General features: G+C 44.2%; 17 protein-coding genes. 8 read left to right on the top strand and 9 right to left on the bottom strand.

Annotated elements, in window-relative coordinates:
• Positions 1–201 precede the first annotated feature (201 nt).
• Both C942_RS00840 and C942_RS00835 read right to left on the bottom strand, forming a co-directional pair.
• The gene (locus tag C942_RS00840; protein WP_007461376.1) at positions 202–1,821 is read right to left on the bottom strand and encodes a peptide ABC transporter substrate-binding protein; all 1,620 of its coding nucleotides are present in this window, start codon (positions 1,819–1,821) and stop codon (positions 202–204) included.
• 146 nt (positions 1,822–1,967) lie between these two features.
• Complete coding sequence (locus C942_RS00835) at positions 1,968–2,807, bottom strand: CvfB family protein (protein ID WP_007461374.1); 840 nt, start codon at positions 2,805–2,807, stop codon at positions 1,968–1,970.
• Positions 2,808–3,132: 325 nt separating this feature from the next.
• Between C942_RS00835 and C942_RS00830 the strand changes: the two genes are divergently transcribed.
• Entirely contained in the window at positions 3,133–4,476 is a 1,344-nt protein-coding gene (locus tag C942_RS00830) for a hypothetical protein (protein WP_007461371.1), read from the top strand.
• 236 nt (positions 4,477–4,712) lie between these two features.
• A complete protein-coding gene (locus C942_RS00825) occupies positions 4,713–5,735 on the top strand; it encodes an acyltransferase (RefSeq protein WP_007461369.1) in 1,023 nt (340 codons plus the stop codon).
• Positions 5,736–5,797: 62 nt separating this feature from the next.
• On the opposite strand, the gene C942_RS00820 is transcribed toward C942_RS00825, so the two are convergent.
• Entirely contained in the window at positions 5,798–6,688 is an 891-nt protein-coding gene (locus C942_RS00820; RefSeq protein ID WP_007461367.1) for a putative PEP-binding protein, read from the bottom strand.
• 196 nt (positions 6,689–6,884) lie between these two features.
• Between C942_RS00820 and C942_RS00815 the strand changes: the two genes are divergently transcribed.
• From C942_RS00815 to C942_RS00795, 5 genes are all read left to right on the top strand, one after another.
• Positions 6,885–7,940, top strand: coding sequence for a 3-deoxy-7-phosphoheptulonate synthase (locus C942_RS00815; protein ID WP_007461365.1), 1,056 nt, complete (start codon positions 6,885–6,887; stop codon positions 7,938–7,940).
• A gap of 123 nt (positions 7,941–8,063) precedes the next feature.
• Entirely contained in the window at positions 8,064–8,546 is a 483-nt protein-coding gene (locus tag C942_RS00810) for a YajQ family cyclic di-GMP-binding protein (protein WP_007461363.1), read from the top strand.
• 611 nt (positions 8,547–9,157) lie between these two features.
• Complete coding sequence (locus C942_RS00805) at positions 9,158–10,450, top strand: serine/threonine transporter (RefSeq protein WP_007461360.1); 1,293 nt, start codon at positions 9,158–9,160, stop codon at positions 10,448–10,450.
• A 148-nt stretch (positions 10,451–10,598) separates the two neighbouring features.
• Positions 10,599–11,207 (top strand): DNA-J related domain-containing protein, encoded by a 609-nt coding sequence (locus C942_RS00800; RefSeq protein WP_007461358.1) that lies wholly within the window; start codon positions 10,599–10,601, stop codon positions 11,205–11,207.
• Between the two features lie 149 nt (positions 11,208–11,356).
• The gene (locus tag C942_RS00795) at positions 11,357–12,199 is read left to right on the top strand and encodes a pirin family protein (RefSeq protein WP_007461356.1); all 843 of its coding nucleotides are present in this window, start codon (positions 11,357–11,359) and stop codon (positions 12,197–12,199) included.
• 81 nt (positions 12,200–12,280) lie between these two features.
• Here C942_RS00795 and lpxL read toward each other — a convergent pair whose 3' ends face one another.
• From lpxL to C942_RS24500, 5 genes are all read right to left on the bottom strand, one after another.
• On the bottom strand, positions 12,281–13,207 hold the full coding sequence (gene lpxL / locus C942_RS00790) for an LpxL/LpxP family Kdo(2)-lipid IV(A) lauroyl/palmitoleoyl acyltransferase (protein WP_007461354.1): 927 nt from the start codon (positions 13,205–13,207) through the stop codon (positions 12,281–12,283).
• 313 nt (positions 13,208–13,520) lie between these two features.
• On the bottom strand, positions 13,521–14,102 hold the full coding sequence (locus tag C942_RS00785; RefSeq protein ID WP_007461352.1) for a NapC/NirT family cytochrome c: 582 nt from the start codon (positions 14,100–14,102) through the stop codon (positions 13,521–13,523).
• Between the two features lie 13 nt (positions 14,103–14,115).
• Positions 14,116–14,568 (bottom strand): nitrate reductase cytochrome c-type subunit, encoded by a 453-nt coding sequence (locus C942_RS00780; RefSeq protein WP_007461351.1) that lies wholly within the window; start codon positions 14,566–14,568, stop codon positions 14,116–14,118.
• An 11-nt stretch (positions 14,569–14,579) separates the two neighbouring features.
• A complete protein-coding gene (napA, locus tag C942_RS00775; RefSeq protein WP_007461349.1) occupies positions 14,580–17,072 on the bottom strand; it encodes a nitrate reductase catalytic subunit NapA in 2,493 nt (830 codons plus the stop codon).
• Positions 17,073–17,103: 31 nt separating this feature from the next.
• Entirely contained in the window at positions 17,104–17,241 is a 138-nt protein-coding gene (locus C942_RS24500; RefSeq protein WP_007461346.1) for a periplasmic nitrate reductase, NapE protein, read from the bottom strand.
• Between the two features lie 133 nt (positions 17,242–17,374).
• On the opposite strand from C942_RS24500, the gene C942_RS00770 reads away from it, so the two are divergent.
• Positions 17,375–17,668 (top strand): winged helix-turn-helix domain-containing protein, encoded by a 294-nt coding sequence (locus C942_RS00770; protein ID WP_036798177.1) that lies wholly within the window; start codon positions 17,375–17,377, stop codon positions 17,666–17,668.
• Between the two features lie 153 nt (positions 17,669–17,821).
• Here C942_RS00770 and C942_RS00765 read toward each other — a convergent pair whose 3' ends face one another.
• Positions 17,822–18,178: a YajD family HNH nuclease gene (locus C942_RS00765; protein ID WP_036798175.1), complete on the bottom strand. Its 357-nt coding sequence runs from the start codon at positions 18,176–18,178 to the stop codon at positions 17,822–17,824.
• Positions 18,179–18,276: the final 98 nt, after the last annotated feature.

Here is an 18,276-nt window from a genome sequence, read left to right as displayed (position 1 = left end):
AATAACTCTATCAAATCAATAATTTGCGTTGTTACCTGAAGTAACTATTATGGAGATAGTTCGCAATAGTTATTTCCCGTTCACATCAGTTACATAAAAAACAAAAACCAGAGCAAAAAAAAGCCGAGTACGAATACTCAGCTTTATCTTTGTGTTGCCTTTGGCAAATGCCGCTACCAATAGCGACCTCATCAATACTAATTAATGTTTCTCAATATACAGATCTTTCGTAAAACGTGCTTCTGCAGCATTGGTAACAGAATAGCCGCCAACATACTTCTGCTTCAGCACAGAGCGAGTGTAGTGATAAAGAGGAATTGCCGGCATATCTTGTGCAAACACCAACTCAGCCTGCTGGTAATAATGATTTCGCTTGGCATTATCCGCAGCCTTGATTGCGTTCTCCATTGCCTCATCATACGCAGCATTGCTCCACTTCGAATAATTCATACCTGTCGTTTCAAAATAAGACAGGAAGGTGGACGCTTCATTGTAGTCGCCGTTCCAGGCATAACGGGCAACCGTAAAGTCCTTCTGACTTAGCTTCTGCAGGAACGTCTTCCATTCCTGGTTCGCCAGCTCAACTTTAACCCCAAGATTTTTCTTCCACATGGATGCCATCACAATCGCCAACTTCTTGTGCGACTCCATGGTGTTATAAATCAGCTCAAACTCTAGCGGGTTTGATTTGCTGTAACCGGCAGCTTCAAGTAATTCCTTCGCTTTGGCATTACGTTCTTTCTGGCTCATCTCCGCCCAAGCCAGTTCCGGCGCTTTAAAGCCAGATACTGATGGCGGAGTCACGCCGTAGGCTGGAAGCTGTCCCTGTCCCAGAATCACTTTAGTGACAACATCACGGTCGATAGCATAAGCCAGTGCTTTACGTACACGAGCATCATCAAACGGCTTCTTATCAATGTTAAACAGGTAGTAATAAGTGCCGAGTGACGGCATCGTCAGCAACTCATCCGGACGCTGCTTCTTAATAGCGTTGTACTGCTCAAGCGGGAAGGATGAAGTGATATCAATTTCACCGGTACGGAAGCGATTGTATTCCGCAGTCATATCCTGGATCGGTAAATAAGTAACCTTGTTGATCACCGTCTTCGCGTCATCCCAGTAAGCCGGATTACGCTCCAGAACAATACGCTCGTTGATCACCCATTTAGATAGCTTGTATGCACTGTTAGTAACAATGTGTTCCGGTTTCGTCCACGCGTCTCCGTATTTCTCGACCACTTTACGATAAACCGGGAACATGGAGGGATGTGCCAGCATCTTTTCAAAATATGGTACTGGCTTATCCAATGTAATTTGCAGCGTCAGATCATCCAGTGCTTTTACACCCAGTTCATCTTTTGGCATCTTACTTTCACTGATCGCATCAGCATTCAGAATATGAGCCATTGTGTAATACCAGGCATAGTTTGAACCTGTCGCGGGATCGATAACACGCTTGAAGCTGTATTCAAAATCGTAAGCAGTTACTGGCTCACCATTTGACCATTTCGCCCCTTTACGGAGTGAAAAAGTATAGACTTTGGCATCGTCTGACTTTTTCCAGCCAGTAGCCAGAGCTGGAATGATATTCCCGTCACCATCCTGACTGACCAAACCTTCAAACATGTCCTGGATTACACGAGAGCTTGAAGTATCAGAAGAGAAGGCAGGATCCAGCGTCGGGACTTCATCACCGTTACCACGGACAATCTCCTGAATATCAGAAAGAGTTACGTTTGCCGGTACTTCCGCAGCCATAACCGGGGCTGCAACTATCAATGCCACCAAAGCTGCCAGCTTTGACATATTACTTCCTTGCATATCATTTCCTTGCTGTTACCTTGATTAATGGAATATTTTCGCAGGTAACATACACTTATATGCATAGAGTTGGTAGAGCTATGCTCACAAAAAAGCCGATGAAAATCATCGGCTTCTTATTGAATTTTAGCTTAAAAAGGCACTGATTAGTTGTCGTTCAGTCTGATGCCTTCACGTTCAATCACAATCAGGCCTTTCTTATACAGGCCACCGATCGTTTTCTTAAACGTTGCTTTACTTGTGCGGAATTCTTTGAAGATCGCTTCCGGTGAAGACTTATCACTCAGTGGTACAAAACCGCCTTTACGTGCCAGCGTTGTCATGATCTTATCTGCCAGATCATCGACTTTTGCACGACCTGCTTTTTGCAGTGACAAAGTAATTTTACCGTCCGGACGAATTTCCTGAACGAATGCTTTCAGCTTCTTACCCGGGAACAGTTTACCGAATGCTTCAGTTTTAAAGATCAGGCCCCAGTGCGCTTCTTCTATCACCGCCTTGTAACCAAGATCAGTGACTTCAGCAATCTGCACCTGCACTTCATCACCGATTTTATATTCCGCCGGAGTTTTATCCAAGAAGCGGTTGAATTTAGTTGTGCCTACGATACGGCCAGATGCCTTATCGCTGTACACGCGAACCATAATGTCCTGGCCTTCTTCTAGGCGACGACGCTGCTCACTGAACGGGATTAGCAAGTCTTTATCCAGTCCCCAGTCAACAAATGCACCGACACCGCAGATACCAACAACACGTAGTAAAGCGAAATCGCCAACCTGAGCCAGTGGCTCTTTAGTGGTTGCGATGATTTCATCTTGTGAATCAAAATATAGGAAGACTTCAATTTCATCCCCCAGCTTAGTGCCAGCCGGAACAGAGGATTTCGGCAACAGGATATTGCCAAAGTCTTCACCACCATCAAGGAAAACGCCAAAATCAACCAGCTTGACGACCTCTAATGTGTTGTATTGTCCAATTTTAATCATTTACTTGACACTCTCTGGGTAAATAAAAACAACCACCGCACATCTGTCTTTTATAAGACCACAAACAAGGTACGAAAGTTGCCATCTTCTTATAGTTCAGGTCGCGCATTATACGTGATGTTAAGCTGATGCGCCTGACCTATATTCATTTATTTGGCTGTTTTTTCTTCTTTTAATGCTATCTGGAGCGATTCTGCCCTCTCATAAAAATTTCATTAAGTGAAATTCAGCATTCTTGCTAACATTTCTATTAAAAGTAAGTGATAATCACTGCTGTTATTTTCTTAGCCAGTTCAATCATTTTCAAGCGAGGTTTAAAGGCATAGTGATCACTGTTGAAAAGAAAGATGGGCATAAAATAAAGATATCCCATGTTATTCAGGAAACCACTAATCGACAGCTTGACCTCTATGTTTTCGTGCCCGGTGAATTAGGACTCAACCCCAATATCATTTCTGAAGACGAGTTCTACCATAACGCCATTCTAGGTAAGCGAACTTACTACAGTGACGTCATTCACCTGCCATTGGTGCACAGTCGTCTAGCCAGTCGCGGCGGTCTCTCTACTGAACAGTACCGACTGAGCCTGAGCCTTTATGCGTATCAATATTCTCTGGCGCTGGAAAAAACGACCCACCAGCTTCATGAGGGCAATGAGGAAAGAACGCTTGAAGAAGTTGACGAGGTTGCTCAACTTGCCGTTCGCATCCTGAAAAGGTTACGCCGTAATGTGCCAACCGATAAAAAGCTGCTGAAATACTACCAGAATATTGATAATTACCTATCGTGGTATACCGAGCAGCGATTGTTGTCGCTGGTGGCACACCTACCACGTAATGCCGACTACCCGGAAATCAAAAGCCTGTTGCTTGAAATCTGCGAAAAAGAGTCACAGCACCGTCTCGACAACGACTATAACTCCACCAAAGCGATTCAGGATCCGACACGGATGTCGAATAAGATGCGCCTGTTGCGCCGTTTGATTGAATATCCGGTCACTATGAAGGAAAAAACAACTGCTCTTGGTAAGAACACCAAAAAGTTTATTGCCGGTTTTGCGGCAGGCTTTGTGATGATTTTCGTCTCCATTCTGATGATTAAAGCGCGTGGTGTGCTGGGTGATATTACCGCGTCTTTCCTTCTGGTGTTGTCGTTTATCTATGCCGCCCGTGAAGTGTTCAAAGATGACTTGAAATCCATGATGTGGCGCTGGATGCGTAAAGGAAAGCCAAAGTGGCGCAAACAGTTTTTCGACGCCAACTCAAGTAAGCTCATTGGCCGTCAGCTTGAGTGGCTCGAATACATCAGCTATCGCAAAATTGATGATGAAATCAAAAAGGTCCGTAAACACAAAGTATCGCAGCGTGAAGAAACTATTCTTCACTACAAAAGCACAACTCGGATGTCCCCGACCAAGTTCCTGACCGGTTATGAACAGACACTGGAATCTTTGACCCTTGATTTACGTGTATTGTCAAAGCTCATGGGGAAAGGTTCTCAACGTTTCTATCAGCTTAAAGACGGACAGGTATCAAAAGAGTCGGTTGAAAAACGCCATCTGATCAACCTGATCACCCGAGAAACAGATGAAGATAAAACCGTGCGGATCCAACGCTGGAAAGTAATTATCAACCGTTCAAAAATCGTCGATATTGAACCTATTACCTAAATAACTTCTTCCCCTGCCCCGAATAATGAAATCCCGGCACATGTCGGGATTTACTACCCCATCCTCACTAAATATCAAGTTCATACATACGGCTTTTTAAGGAAGTACTGGGAGCTGATTCACGGTTCATAATATCGGCATAGTTTTATAGTCATGAAACTGATCCAGTCGGCTTTACAAAGTCTGCCTCACTGATATTTTCGGCAAGTATTTGTATTTTTGTGGTCATTTATTCTATGAAAAACAGCCGGATAACCAGTTTAGATCTGGGACGTTTCCTTGCCATTATCGCTGTGATCATCATTCATTGTGCCCCGCTTCAGGTTGAACCGTTAATCGGAGACCAACCTTGGTTAGGCATGCTTCTTAATCAACTGTCACGATTCGCGGTCCCTCTTTTCTTTATTATCTCTGGCTATTTCCTGATGCCAAAACTAGTCGGCGAGCCTGTAGAAACCCTAAAAAAGTACAGTGCACCTTTACTTAAAATCTGGTTGGCATGGAGTGTGATTTATCTGGTTATCCCGTTTAATCTGGGAACCGTTGTTGAAGAAAGCTACCTGGCCGAGCGAATGGGATACTGGGATTATCTGCTGTCAGCTCCGCTCAACACATTGTTTGAAGGCGGCATTGTGCATCTGTGGTTCATTCCCGGTTTAATCTGCGGCACAGCCATCAATGCGATGCTCTGTCATTACAAACAAGCACATATCGCTTTACCACTGGCCGTTATCCTTTATGTTTACGGATTAATGGCCGGAAGTTATCACCCTGTTTTTGGCCTTGAAGCACCGATATTCACTCGCAATGGTCCTTTCTTCAGCACATTGATGATCGCAATAGGCTTTGAGGTCAGATTTAGAAACATCAGTGTTTCGACAGCTAAAGCTGCGTATATGTTGCTAGCGGGTATGCTCTTTCACCTTTATGAAGCCTATTATCTTGTGAGTTACGACATGTTCTTTGTTGAACACGACTTTCTCGTCGGAACGCCACTTTGGACAACAGGTATCTTTTTCTTACTACTGAACAAGCCGCAACTGGGTAACACCCCGCGATTGACAAGGTTGAGCAAAGATATTTTAGGGATCTATCTCTGCCACCTAATGATCTTTATTTACCTCGCCAATATTTTTACCATTTTGGAACTTGAAGGGATCCTCATTGACATCATATCCGTACCGCTGACTTTTATTATCTCGCTGTTACTTACTCGCCTTCTAAGCAAAACACCACTAAAACACGTACTGCTAAGGTAACGACGCACAAAAAGAAACCGGCATTGGTTGCCGGTTTCTTTATATTTGAACTTTCAATTTACTTACTGACTAACCACAGTTTTTATGCCCAAATCCTGCAACCACTTCTGTAGCTTAGGTGCCTGTCGGATATAGTGGCTGACGACATCACAAGGCTTGTTGCTGGCTTCAGCCGCACTCAGTGCCTGTTTGAGCAAAAGTTGTATTGCCTCATTCTGGTCATCATGCAAGTAGTTCAGCGTCGGATGATCCTGGTCCAGCCCCAATGCGAACTGGCCCAGTTGATCAATATCGATAACCATGCCGTCAAAATACGGCAGGAATTTCTCGGCTAACAGTGCATTGGCTGGCAATTCGCACAACAGATTAACCTTCAAACCATTCATACCACGACAAAGCCCCTGCTCTGCCAGCAAGTCTATAATGGTTGCCGCTTCACTGCAGGTACGGACAAACGGAACCACCAGCTCGATATTAGTCATACCTTCAGCATTACGAGCCCGCTTAATCACTTCACATTCAAGCTCAAAAGCTTTGCGGTGACCCCGATCTGCAAAACGGGAAACACCACGAAGACCAATTAACGGATTGACTTCATCTGCTTCCAGCTCACTTCCGAGTAAAGATTTTCGGCTGTATGAGTCAGCACCAGACAGTTTCACTTTCAACGGCTGCCCTTCGCACTTCTTCGCCGCCTTAATCAATAAGCCCGTTAGCGTTGTAACATACCATTCTGCAGGCGCATCCTGTTCACCCACTCGCGCAATAACAGTTTCCTGCTTTGATTCGTCCAATTTTGCCGTTTCAGCAATCGCGTAAGGGTGAATACCAATCTCATGATGAATAAGATCATCCATTGATACTAAACCCACTTCAAAGTCCGGTGCTTCAAGTTGCTCGGCTTTCTTTAACATCCCGGTTATATGCAATCCAGCTTGCACTTTATTTGCCATAGTTCCCTCATTTTTTCGCTTTCAAATTGTTTTTTATTCGTAACGTTTGCTTATCAATACAGCAGCTATGCTTAACAAAGCATGGATTTCTACATAAAAACCTAAGACATATCACAAGTTTGGTTTATTCCTGCGGTCATTTGGGCTATCTTTACGCGTCGTAATTTTTTGATATACCGAGATAGGCAAACGTATTATGCCAATGAAAACAGATGAACTCCGCACAGTGAGCCTTGGGGCGATGCCAACGCCAGCAGATGTTGAAGCTGCTTACCCAATCACTGATGAAATTGCAGAGCATGTTGCAAACTCTCGCCGACAGGTTGAAGCGATTTTAACGGGACAAGACTCCCGGCTTCTGGTTATCGTTGGCCCTTGCTCGGTACATGATCCTGAAGCTGCACTTGATTACGCAAAGCGCATTCAAGAAATTCAGGACAAATACAAAGACCAACTTTGTATTGTTATGCGCACCTACTTCGAAAAGCCTCGTACCGTTGTTGGCTGGAAAGGTCTGGTTTCTGACCCTCACCTTGATGGCAGCCTTGATCTGGTTTCCGGCTTGCACACTGCCCGCAAACTTCTGGTTGATATCAACAAACTTGGAGTGGCGACAGCGACTGAGTTTCTGGATATGATCACTGGCCAATACCTGGCAGATCTGATTTCCTGGGGGGCTATCGGTGCCCGTACTACAGAATCACAAATTCACCGTGAAATGGCATCAGCGCTATCCTGCCCTGTTGGCTTCAAAAACGGCACTGATGGCAATATTAAGATTGCTATCGATGCTATCCGCGCAACCCGTGAACCTCATGTGTTCTGCTCTCCGTCTAAACACGGCGAAATGACCATCTACCGTACCTCGGGCAACCCTCACGGTCACATCATCCTGCGTGGCGGCAAAATGCCGAACTACCATCAGGAAGATATCGAAGCAGCATGCGATACTCTGAAGTCCTTCGAACTGCCTGAACGCCTGATTGTCGATTTCAGCCACGGCAACTGCCAGAAACAACACAAACTTCAGTTAGATGTTGCTGCTGATATCTGTCAACAGATCAAAAATGGCAGCCATTTCATTGCCGGCATTATGGCCGAGAGCTTTATCGAGGAAGGTAACCAGAGCGTCGATGCAGCAAACCTTGCTCAGCTTACTTATGGCCAATCTATCACCGATCCGTGCATCAACTGGGGTGATACTGAAACCATGCTGACGATGCTGGCTGATGCGGTAAAAGCACGTAAATAAGCTATAAATAGAAACGCAGGTTTCTTAGGCAGCCAAACGAAATCTGACGGCGCAAAACTGTTCGCCGTCATGCTGATTTAAGCCACTTGCTAATGGAACAAACCAACTATTAGGATCTTGCAAATGCCATCTTTTGATATTGTTTCTGAAGTTGATAGCGTTGAACTGAAGAACGCTGTAGACAACGCTAACCGCGAACTCGCAACACGTTTCGACTTCCGCGGTGTTGAAGCTAGCTTTGAACTGAACAAAGAAGTTGTGAAAGTCGTTGCCGAAGCTGATTTCCAAATCCAGCAGATGATGGATATTTTCCGCGGTAACCTGGCAAAGCGTGGCGTTGATGCAAGAGCGATGGAACTTAAGGACATTGTCCATTCAGGTAAAACCTTTTACCAGGAAGTCCTGTTCAAGCAAGGTATCGACAGCCTGACAGCAAAGAAAGTTGTTAAGGCAATTAAAGAATCTAAGATCAAAGTGCAGGCTTCTATTCAGGGCGAGAAAGTTCGTGTAACTGGTAAAAAACGCGATGACCTGCAAGCAACTATGACACTGGTTCGCGAAGCAGAATTAGGTCAGCCATTCCAGTTTGATAATTTCCGTGATTAATATTTATCTTATTTGATTTCAAATTAGTCATATTAATTTTAAAGGAAGGCATTATGCCTTCCTTTTTTATTACATCTATATATTCACCACCCTGATAAAATAGCGCCATCAGATAATTTTATTGGTTATACCTAAGCTGAATATTTAAAACCAAGTATTAACAACTCACAATCTTTTGACGTAATTTTTCATAACTATCCTTTTGTGGTATTGATACATATGCCTGTTATTTGCACAAACAATCTCAATAAAAACCGAAATCATTAGTTGTGAAACAAATAATCCCCTATACTCCCTTCCGTCCTTTAGGGTTCCATTTGTATTTATAAGGTTTTATTTAATTAACGATTATAAAGCAGACATTTTATCAGCAGCTTAATGCCGCATGGATAGCACTTCAGACTCAGGACCCGTCTTATGAATTAATACCAGATATAATCTAGTATTAAATTCAACTCACCATTAGCTTCTTTCTCTGTTCAAATGAACATAAGTACTATTTAAGTACTGAGATCTGCTTATATTCCTTCGCTACTGAGCGAAGCACGGAAGGTATGCTACCAGAACCCTTTAAAGGCTATAACAATATACCTATAAAGGAGATGTCCATAATGGACACAACACAAAACAATACTGTTAATACTTCTTCAACCAACACAACCAAACTTGGTTGGAGCAAAAGCGATACGGTTTGGGTCCTTGGCCTTTACGGTACTGCTGTAGGTGCAGGTACACTATTCCTGCCAATTAACGCAGGTGTAGGTGGTCTTATCCCTCTATTGGTTATGGCCCTGCTGGCCCTGCCAATGACTTTCTTCGCACACCGCGGCATGACTCGTTTTGTTCTGTCCAGCTCTAATCCTGGTGCTGACATTACAGAAGTTGTTGAAGAACACTTCGGTGTAGGCATGGGTAAAGTTATCACCCTGCTGTACTTCTTCGCTATTTACCCAATCCTGCTTGTTTACAGTGTGGCACTGACTAACACAGTTGAAAGCTTCATGGAGCATCAGCTAGGCATCCAGCCACCGGAGCGCGCTATTCTAGCACTGCTACTGATTGTTGCTCTTATGGCGATTGTACGTCTGGGCGAACAGCTGATCGTTAAAGCGATGAGCGTACTTGTCTTCCCATTTGTTGCTGTACTGCTGATGCTGGCACTGTACCTGGTTCCTTACTGGAACGGTACGATTTTCAACGAAATCGTTCCTGCAGACGGTGGCTTTAGCACAATTCTGATGGCAGTTTGGCTGATCCTTCCGGTTATGGTTTTCTCATTCAACCACTCTCCGGTGATCTCTTCTTTCGCTGTAGCCAAGCAGAAAGAATACGGCGCAAATGCCGAGAAGCAATGTTCTCGCATTCTGGCTCGCAGCCACATCATGATGGTTGTAACTGTAATGTTCTTCGTATTCAGCTGTGTTCTGAGCCTGTCTCCGGCTAACCTTGCTGAAGCGAAGGCACAAAACGTTTCTATCCTGACTTACCTAGCGAACCACTTTAATACGCCAGCGATCGCTTATGCTGCACCAATCGTTGCAATTATTGCGATTACTAAGTCTTTCCTTGGTCACTACCTGGGTGCAAGCGAAGGCCTGAATGGTATCGTAATCAAAATGGCGCGCAGCCGTGGTAAACAAGTTGGCCCTAAAGCACTGAATACGTTCACTGCGCTATTCATGCTGGTAACAACTTGGGCAGTTGCAACTATTAACCCAAGTATTCTGGGTATGATTGAAAGCCTGGGTGGCCCGGTTATCGCAATGCTGCTATTTATCATGCCAATGTACGCAATTAAGAAAGTGCCATCTATGCGCCAATACTCTGGTGCACTGAGCAACATTTTCATTGTTGTTATCGGCCTGGTTTCAATTTCAGCAATCTTCTATTCACTGGCTCAGTAATTAACCACCAGTAATAAAGATAAATATCTACAAGGCCAATCATTCGATTGGCCTTTTTATTATTCCTTTAGGTTATATATTGATTGGTATTATTTTATGCCTCTGCTAAAGTCTCTATATATTTGAGATTTTTAGGAACCTCCTGCCAATGGAATTGGAGCGCTATTCAGAGTATGACAACCCGCTAATCTGGCCGATTATTTCGATTTTAAAAGAAAAACCATCAGGCTGGATGATTCATACCCTTTCCGAAGCCCTGAAACAAAAAGGCCTGCTAACAACTCTGGATGAGGATCCCGAAAAAGATCTTTTTAAACGCAATTTCCTGTTAATGAATGCACTTTATCAACTGCAGGAAATGCTGTTACCGGATCAATGGCTACAAGCTCAGGCTATGGATATTTGCTTGTCTGATAACCTTTCCGGCGACCATAACCAAGTCGATATTGATGATCCACTGAGAAGTTATTACCTCGACTGGCAGAACTACAACACAGACACGGATGTAATTAAGTCTCTGCTGTCTTCATTCTGGAAGCGCTACCAAAGTTATATCGGCACTGGCACTATTCAAAGCGTCACAGCTCAACCGGAAGATTATGCCTTGCTGGAGCTGCCGACAGACGCAAGCCCGTCTCAGGTACGTCGTCAATGGCGAAAACTGGCCCTGCGCTGGCATCCGGATCGTCCTAATGGTGATGCTGAACAATTCCGTAAGATCTGTGAAGCCTGGCAACGATTGAATTCTCAAATCTAAGATGTCATGCCCTTCTCTGCCAAATCCAGTCATTCAATTTTTTCTAACATTTCGGCCAACTTTGCCATCTGTTAACCAATACGTGCCGACTCTAGACTTATAACAAACAGGTTATTCAGGTTAAGGTCGAGGGACTATTCGGAGGTCTTATGGCTATCAGGCGCATTAAACAAATTATTCAATCTCATGCTTCTTCGGATGGTGACGGCGTTAAAATTCAACGCACTCACGGGTTCAACAATGCTCAGTTTTCACCGTTTCTGATGATTGATGAAATCAAATCAGAAAACCCGGACGATTACATTGGTGGATTTCCGGCTCACCCGCATCGCGGCATCGAAACTCTCACATATATGCTTAATGGTCATTTCCAACATAAAGACCATATGGGCAACGTAGGTGAACTACGCGATGGCGGTGCACAATGGATGTCTGCCGGTCGCGGTGTGATCCACAGCGAAATGCCGATGGTGACTGACGGCAACCTGCACGGTTTCCAGATTTGGTTAAACCTGCCCGCCAGCAAGAAAATGTCAGAAGCTCAGTATCATGATTTTCAACCAGAAGTGATTACGGAAAAACTGTTATCTGATCATAGTCTGGTACGAGTGATCGCCGGCGATCTGACAATTAGAGGTGAAACTCTGACAGGACCGTTACAACAAACAGGAGTCCCGACCACCATCGCCGACTGGCAAGCAAGTAAGGGCGAACATTTCTCGAGTTGCCTCAATCCGGATTATCAGGCCCTGTTGTATGTCTATCAGGGACATATAGAGATTGAAGGAGTTACAGCTAAAGCCGGACAACTTGTTATTCTGGATCAGGGAGAAGGTCTGTCAATTTCTGCTAACGATGATTCAGGTGTCCTCCTGCTGTCTGGCATCCCTATTGATGAACCTATTGTTCATTACGGGCCGTTTGTTATGAATACAATGGAAGAGATTGAACAAGCCATTAGTGATTATCAAGAAGGCCGACTAGTTGGATAAAGCTATTTTCTTTTCTGTATAAAATCAGTGATAAAAAAGGCAGCCGTTAGGCTGCCTTAATATTATTTATAACGTCTCTGCTCAGTACAGTGAAGCTTCGCCTTCAGGGCGAGTTTTGAAACGGCGGTGAAGCCACATGTACTGCTCCGGCGCTTCCATTATTGAACGCTCAATGGCTTTGTTTATGTAAGCAGCTGCTGCATCCGGCTCGTTATGTGGAAATTCGTCCAGTGGCGGGAAAATTTTCAGTGTATAACGACCATAATTACTTTCACGTACCATCGCAAATGGCACTACTGCACAATCTGTTGCATCAACCAGCAAACTTGTTCCTGTCGTTGTACATGCTTTCTCAACCGCAAACAAAGGAGCAAAAGACGAACGACGAAGACCATAATCATGGTCTGGTGCATACCAAACTCGCTCACCATCGCGCAGAGCCTTCAGCATTCCCTTCACATCTTTACGATCAATCATGTATTTATTGGAACGAACGCGACCTTTAAACTGGAAGTAGTCAAAACACGGATTGGTATTTGGTCTGTAAACACCAACGCCCGGAGCCTTTAGTCCAAAGGCCCGAGCCCCAAGCTCAAGATTCAATGAGTGAATGGCTATCAGCAATACACCCTTGCCTTCTTCTTCCAACTTATAGAGGTGCTCCAGACCTTCTATTTTAACATGACGTTCGACTCGAAGATCCGGCCAGAACCAAGCCATACAAGTTTCAAACAGAGCCAAACCTGTATTATCGATATTCTTTTGAATTAATTCCTGGCGTTCTTGTTCTGGCATATCAGGAAAACATAATTCCAAATTACGCTCGATAGTTTTACGGCGCTTTTTCATAAAGTGCATCGCAAGACGACCAAAACCCTGACCTAAACGAAACTGGATAAAGTAAGGCAGCCAGCTCATCAGATACATAACGCCAATCATCAATAGCGTTAACCAATACCGAGGATGCAGAAACGCTTTTTTAAACGTCGGTACTGTAAATTTACTCATATAACATATGTTCCCATGGTTATTATTATGACTTCATCATGGTCAAAGAAAACAAAGCGCAGAAACGTTCGAATAGCGCATTTTATTCCCGGATATTTAGCCATGCAAGATCAAGCCAATACCATTTGCCCTTTCGTACAGGCTTGATTAAGAAAAACCGGAAGACCCACCGTCAAAATAGGGTGTGATCAATTCTACCATCTTATAAACGCTGATTACCAAGATCTGCCACTAATGACAACAAAGCCCACATTCGTGGGCTTAAATATACGTCACAATTTCGATTAAACAGGTCGGAACACAAGAATTTAAGTCAGAATCCTTCTACCCCCTGCATATCTGGTAATTTATGGGCAATACCTTTATGGCAATCAATACAAGTGCGACTACCATCGGCCAATGCGGTAGAGTGCTGTGCTGATGCTCTTAGTGATTGTCGGGTAAAATCCATATAGACAAACTCGTGGCAATTTCGGCATTCCAGCGAGTCACTTTTCTTCATCCGAGTCCATTCACGCTCAGCCATGTGTAAACGTCTTGCTTCAAATTTTTCAGGGGTTGATATAGCACCTGTGATCCAGGCAAAAACTTCTTTAGATGCCTGCATCTTTCTCGCCATTTTATCGGTCCAGTCATGAGGAACATGACAATCGGAGCAAATCGCCCGGACTCCTGTGCGATTCGTAAAATGGATGGTTCCCTGGATTTCCTGGTAGACATTATCTTCATGGCAGCTTACACAGAACACTTCAGAATTTGTAAACTCCATCCCGGTATTGAAAGCTCCCCAGAAAATAATCCCGGCAATAAATCCTCCTAACGTCAGAAAACCAAGGCTGAAATGCTTAGGTGGCGTCCTGATCAACTTCAACCACTTTTTTATCCAATTCCACATCCCGGCTTCCTCCTCACTTCTCCTGACCAATTATGGTGTCAAGATCAGTGAAATTATTATGCACCAGCGGTTTGGCATCGGTCTGAACAACATGGCACTGCTGACAAAAATAACGTCGCGGAGACAGTTCTGCCAGGAAGTTACCGTCGCGATCCATATAGTGAGTCACACTGATCATTCTTGCCTGAGTTTCTTCCACCCTACTACGGGCATGACAAGACATACATTTGTTCACTTTAAGATCGACCTGATAGTTATCTATCTTGTGAGGAATCAGCGGTGGCTGCATCGGATAGTTACGGCTTGGAATACGATCTGTATTTAGTGTTTTACTCATCATTGGCGGTTGAGGCTGCTCATCCAGTGCAAAATGACGCAATGTGGCCAAATCTTGATCACTGACGGGATTTGCAGCCAAAACAAAGAATGATAAAAACAAAGTTGTTAGTGTTATTAACCATTTCATTGTGCTGGCTCCTATGCTTTCACAAGTTTTACAGCACATTTCTTAAAGTCGGTCTGCTTTGACAGTGGATCGGTTGCATCCAATGTCACTTTATTTATCAGCTGACTTGCATCGAACCATGGAACAAAAATCAGACCTTTCGGCGGTTTGTTACGACCACGGGTTTCAACCCTGGTAATTATTTCCCCCCGACGCGATATGACTTTAACCGCATCACCCCGCCTTAGCCCTCTGGACCTGGCGTCATCAGGATGAATAAAGACCTGAGCATTTGGGTAGGATTTATAAAGCTCAGGAACCCGCTGTGTCATAGAACCAGAATGCCAGTGTTCAAGCACCCGGCCTGTAACCAACCACAAGTCGTATTCTTTATCCGGGCTCTCAGCTGGCGGCTCATATGGCAAGGCAAAAATAATCGCTCTGCCATCAGGTTTTCCATAAAACTCAAATCCGGCGCCTTTTTTGACATAAGGATCCGAACCTTCCCGATAACGCCATAGTGTTTCTTTTCCGTCTACAACAGGCCAACGCAGCCCACGGCTTTCGTGGTACATCTCAAATGGTGCCAAATCGTGACCATGCCCGCGCCCGAACTCAGCATATTCTTCAAACAGACCTTTCTGTACATAAAAGCCGTAATCGGTTGATTCATCATTACTTTGACCTTCAGCCAAATCCGTTAACGGGAACTTATCTACCTGACCATTGAGGAAAAGTACATCAAACAAGGTTTTGTTTTTATAAACCGGATTTTTATCAAGCAACTCTTTCGGCCAAACGTCTTCAGTTTTAAAGCGTTTAGAAAACTCCATCAACTGCCAGAGATCAGATTTAGATTCTCCCGGCGCTTTCACCATTTGATGCCAGAGCTGTGTCCGCCTTTCAGCATTACCGTAAGCACCTTCTTTTTCCACCCACATTGCTGTAGGAAGAATAAGATCTGCAGCCTGCGCAGTAACCGTCGGATAAGCCTCTGATACAACGATAAAGTTATCCGGGTTACGATAGCCTGGTAGGGTTTCTTCATTGATATTAGCTGCAGCTTGCAGGTTATTGTTTACCTGAATCCAGTAAGCGTTAATCTTGCCGTCACGTAACAAACGATTTTGTAAAACCGCATGAGCACCGACTTTCCCAGGAATCGTACCGTCAGGTAACTTCCAGATTTTCTCAGCTGTTTTACGATGCTCCGGATTAGCTACTACCAAATCGGCAGGTAGACGATGGGCAAATGTCCCCACTTCTCTTGCTGTACCACAAGCAGATGGCTGCCCGGTTAATGAAAACGGACTGTTACCCGGAGTGGAGATTTTTCCCGTCAACAGATGAATGTTATAAACCAGATTGTTACACCACACACCACGAGTATGCTGATTGAATCCCATTGTCCAAAAAGAGACAACTTTCGTGTCTGGGTTCGCATAAAGCTCAGCGAGTTCAATCAGTTTCTCCGGTTTAACACCGGACATCTCGCTGACTTTTTCAACGGTATAGTCAGAAACAAACGCTTTGAACTCATCAAATGTCATCGGGTCTGAACTACCGCTATCAGGATTCTTGGCCTTTTTCTGTAAAGGATGCTCTGGGCGCAAACCATAACCGATATCCGTTGCACCACGCCGAAAGTTCACATGCTTATTAACAAATTCATGGTTCACTTTATCATTGGAGATAATGTAGTTAGCGATAAAATTGAGAATCGCTAAATCTGTCTGTGGCGTGAACACGATTGGAATATCAGCCAACTCGTAACAGCGGTGTTCAAAGGTAGAAAGAACCGACACTTTAACGTCTGGTTTGGACAACCGACGATCCGTTACCCTGGTCCACAAGATGGGATGCATTTCCGCCATATTTGAGCCCCAGAGGACAAAAGCATCAGCCGCTTCGATATCGTCATAGCACCCCATCGGCTCATCAATACCAAAGGTGCGAATAAAGCCGACAACTGCGGATGCCATACAATGGCGTGCATTCGGCTCAATATTATTGGAACGGAATCCGGCCTTCATCAATTTGGAAGCAGCATAACCTTCATACACAGTCCATTGACCGGAACCGAACATTCCGATAGCTTCCGGCCCTTTATCTATCAGGGTTTTCTTCCATTTTTCGGCCATGATGTCAAATGCCTCATCCCAGGATATAGGGCTGAAATCACCATTCTTGTGATACTTCCCATCTTTCATCCTGAGCATTGGCTGAGTGAGGCGATCCTTGCCGTACATGATCTTCGAGAGGAAATAGCCTTTTACACAGTTAAGACCGCGGTTTACCGGTGATTTGATATCACCATGTGTTGCAACAACGGTATCGCCTTTAACACCCACGTTCACCGAACAACCCGTACCACAGAAACGACAAGGTGCCTTTTGCCATTTAAGTTTGGTTTGCGAAGCGTCAGTAATAACGTTACTGGCCTTAACCGGTATCGTCAGTCCAACAGCAGCCGCAGCTGACGCAGCTGCCTGAGCCTTTATAAATGCACGACGAGAAAATTTCATTGCGACCTCTCTACATACTCGCTTCGATCAATTAACCGGTAAGCACCTGTAGAAACCACACCAGAAAGCCGTAACCGCCAACAACGGCAACAGCGAGGATCGGGAAAAGAATTATAGTGATAAAAAGAAACGCTTTGAGCTCAGCTTTACGCTGATTTTCACTATCCATTTGCCGACTCCAAAACAGGCAAGTTAACTATAAATCTAGCCAGCATCTGGAAAATTGATAACTCGATAGCCTCCCTCTTTAGTGTTACTCTGAAAACCTAAGGGGATAAATAGTTGAAGGATTAACTACGTATATGCCAATAAGCAAAACAAAAACAAGCTTTTATCGCAGGCTCTATATTGCCCATCTGATCGATCATGGAATCGCGACCGTGCCCGGTATTCTTGAATATACAGGTATGCCAAGGCGTACAGCCCAAGACACGATTAAGAGCCTGGCCGATCTCGATATTGTCTGTAATTTTATTCAGGCGAAAGGAAAACGAAACAGAACTGGTCACTATGAAATCAGTGACTGGGGAGCAATTAATAAGAAGTGGATTGATGATAACCTGACAGAAATTAAGTCTGTGCTGGATTACCCATAATCAGACTGTTGGAAATCTGCTTTATAGTCCTTTATTTACAACCAGTATTTACGCTGGCCATGAAGTCCAAACCTGACGGTATCGAAGAAAATAGAATAGAAAACATAAACAGTGGTTCCACACCTGAAAAAGCTTAGAACCACTGCTATAGATTTATTTATTTTTCTTATCCATCATCGCCTTTAAGTCGGCAAATGGATTAAAAGTCGCAGGCTCGTGATCGTCCTCACCGGCTTTTACAACACTTCCCATCTGCTGCTCATGCTCCGTATACTTTTCATGCTCATGGTCGTGGCAGAAAAGACACAGCAACTCCCAGTTACTCCCGTCTTCCGGGTTGTTTGTGTGGTCATGATCAACATGATGAACGGTTAATTCACGCAAATTTGAGTAAACAAACTCACGTGAACAACGCCCGCAAACCCATGGAAACAGTTTAAGAGCCTTCTCACGGTAACCCTGTTCTTTGCGAGCATAAGCGGCACTGGTGCCGTAGTAATCTGATGACATAGTCTTGCCTGATATCTCTTCATTGCTAAGTATATTCCACCAATCCATTGCTCTCTTCCAGTAAAACAATGTAGTGGGGGCTCAAGCTTTCATAGCTT

Origin of the sequence: Photobacterium marinum, assembly GCF_000331515.1 — a bacterium.
GTDB lineage: Bacteria > Pseudomonadota > Gammaproteobacteria > Enterobacterales > Vibrionaceae > Photobacterium > Photobacterium marinum.
The sequence above is the reverse complement of the archived record's forward strand: the minus strand, read 5'-3'. Positions and strand labels throughout refer to the sequence as shown.